3 protein-coding genes are annotated in these 2,353 nt (G+C 62.1%); 1 reads left to right on the forward strand and 2 read right to left on the reverse strand.

Translation table 11 applies throughout. The features are described from left to right. The coding region (locus tag ACRC0P_RS06800; protein WP_438629210.1) for an NAD(P)H-binding protein at positions 1 to 419 on the reverse strand (419 nt) is incomplete at its 3' end. Between the two features lie 214 nt (positions 420 to 633). On the opposite strand from ACRC0P_RS06800, the gene ACRC0P_RS06805 reads away from it, so the two are divergent. Beyond that, positions 634 to 978 carry a winged helix-turn-helix transcriptional regulator gene (locus ACRC0P_RS06805; protein ID WP_438629214.1) on the forward strand — a complete coding sequence of 115 codons (345 nt, stop codon included), beginning with the start codon at positions 634 to 636 and terminating at the stop codon, positions 976 to 978. Between the two features lie 435 nt (positions 979 to 1,413). Here ACRC0P_RS06805 and ACRC0P_RS06810 read toward each other — a convergent pair whose 3' ends face one another. Next, the gene (locus ACRC0P_RS06810; RefSeq protein WP_438629212.1) at positions 1,414 to 2,190 is read right to left on the reverse strand and encodes a glycerophosphodiester phosphodiesterase; all 777 of its coding nucleotides are present in this window, start codon (positions 2,188 to 2,190) and stop codon (positions 1,414 to 1,416) included. Between the last annotated feature and the right edge of the window lie 163 nt (positions 2,191 to 2,353).

Here is a 2,353-nt window from a genome sequence, read left to right on the forward strand (position 1 = left end):
TACCAGCCGTTGCGCAGGATCGCGTGGGGGAGGCCGGACCCGGCCAGTTTCGCTTCGGTCTGCCGATGCTCCAGCCCCAACGGCAGCGGGGTGGTGTCGGCGTGCAGGATGCTGGTGTAGACCAGCAGCCCCACTTCGGCCTTTTTCGCCGCTTCGATTACGTTGGCGTGCTGAGGCGCTCGTTGGCCGACCTCGCTGGAGGAGATCAGCAGCACTTTGTCCGCCCCTTCGAATGCCGCCTCGAGCGTGGCCGGCTCATTGTAATCGGCTTTGCGCACCTCTACGCCCTGAGTGGCCAGGTCAGCCACGCTATCCGGATTGCGCACGGCCGCGACCAGTTCGGCGGCGGGTACGGACTTGAGCAGCTCGGCGATCACCAGCCGGCCCAGTTGGCCGGATGCACCAGTTACCACAATCATCGTCTATCTCCTTTGCTTTTTGAGTGTGTAATAAATCAGTGGACCCAGTCTAACGCTCATGCTAACTTCTAGTAAGTACGCACAAAAAGGTAAGTACCATGAACAAGAAGCTGGATGCGGAACCGCCGATTGGCCTGAGCGAGCGTTTCGGGCGGGGATGCTTGTTCGCCGCGCCCTGTCCCTCCCGCGAGGTGCTTAATCATGTGAGCAGCCGCTGGGGGGTGCTGATCCTGATCGCACTGCGCAGCGGTACGCACCGCTTCAGCGAACTGCGCCGGAAGATCGGCGTGTCAGTGAGAAGATGCTGGCGCAGAGCCTGCAGGCACTGGCTCGTGACGGCTTCGTATCGAGGGTGTCCCACCCGGTGGTGCCGCCATTCGTGGAGTACAGCCTGACGCCTATGGGGGAGGAGGTGGCGGGAAAGGTGGCCGATCTGGCGGACTGGATAGAGCTGAACCTGTTGCGGGTGATGGAGGCTCGATCCAGCGCGCAGGCGGATCCAGCGGCCACTGAGGGGCGTCACGCGGTAAGCGGTGCCCGGCGCGGGGGGGAGGACTGAGCGTTACACCCCGGCGCCCGGCGATGGCGGCGGTGTCGGAACGCTTCAGTCGCGAGGACCGTAGGCGGCTGGGAATACGTCGAAGGCGCTGGCTACGGCCAGCTTGATTTGCCGGTGTGTCCAGGTCGCCTGCACGCCGAACAACCAACGGTAATCGAATTCAGAGCTGATCAGTGAGCCATCTCCTGATGGGTGTCCAAGAATCTGCCTGATGGGTGTCCAAGAATCTGACGCAAGAATCTGACGGCCCCCGATGGGTGTCCCAATCTCCCCCGATGGGTGTCCCAATCTCCCGGGAAGCCACGGCCCCCGATGGGTGTCCCAATCTCCCGGGAAGCCCTGGCTGACCTCAAGGCGGGGCGCGCGTCGATGGAGTCGAAGTGATGGACTGCCGGGTCGGAAGGAAAGGAATTCCTGTACGCTCAGTAGCAGGGCTTATTGAGCCTGCGGCAAATCCCTATCACTCGCCTGCCCCTGCTGCTGCATCAACATCTCCGCAGTAACCCCTGCGTTGTAATCCATAACCATCTGCGGTTCGTCGGTAAACACGCCGTCGGCGCCCATGGCGGCGATGAGGTGCAGGTCTTCTTTGTTGTTGACCGTGTACACGTAGTTTTTCAGCCCGCGCCGCTTGCCGTCGGCGATCAGGTCCGCGTCTACGAATTCCAGGCTCAGGTGCATGGAGTAGGCTTTGAGGGATTCGGCGCAGGCGGCGAGGTCCAGGGGGATGCCGGCGAGGAGGGCGCCGCGGCGGACTTCCGGCAGTAGCTGCAGGCTCTCGTAGACCTGTCGGTGGTCGAAGGAGGAGATCAGGTACTGCTCGAAACAGGCGCCGTTGTCGCGCACGTAGGATTCCAGTTCCCGCGCCACCAGTGCGGCGCAGTTGGGGCCCTTGATTTCGATATTGAGCTGAATGTTGTTGGCCACCAGCTCCAGCACTTCGCGCAATGTGGGAATACGGCCGCCGCAGGGCAGCAGTTTTTCGCGCAGGGCGTTGGGGCACATTTCCGTGAGCAGCTCGCTGCCGGCGATCAGGCGGCCCAGGCGGCGGTCGTGTTTGACCAGTATCTGGCCGCCGACATTCCAGATATCGATCTCGATACCGTCGATATCGAATTCCAGTGCGTGCTCTATGGCCTGCAGGGTGTTTTCAGTGGCCCGCTGGCGGTAGCCGCGGTGGGCGAAGCAGAAGAGGGTACCTGGGGTTTCCATAATCCTGACCTTTTGGCCTAGTGACAACAGCGTGCCCATGAAGTATGACGCTGCGGTTGCAGGACAACCGTTATTTATGACCCTTTTTGGATGATTTGGCGTAACTACTCTCCCCTCTCCCGCTTGCGGGGGAGGGGCCGGGGGAGGGGGCGCTGACCGGGCG

It is taken from the genome of Microbulbifer sp., from assembly GCF_051659245.1.
Classification (GTDB): Bacteria; Pseudomonadota; Gammaproteobacteria; order Pseudomonadales; family Cellvibrionaceae; genus Microbulbifer.

Bases quoted from the DNA above. Each gene is read 5' to 3' on its own strand.
- ACRC0P_RS06810 (WP_438629212.1), bottom strand. From the start codon at position 2,190: ATGGAAACCCCAGGTACCCTCTTCTGCTTCGCCCACCGCGGCTACCGC.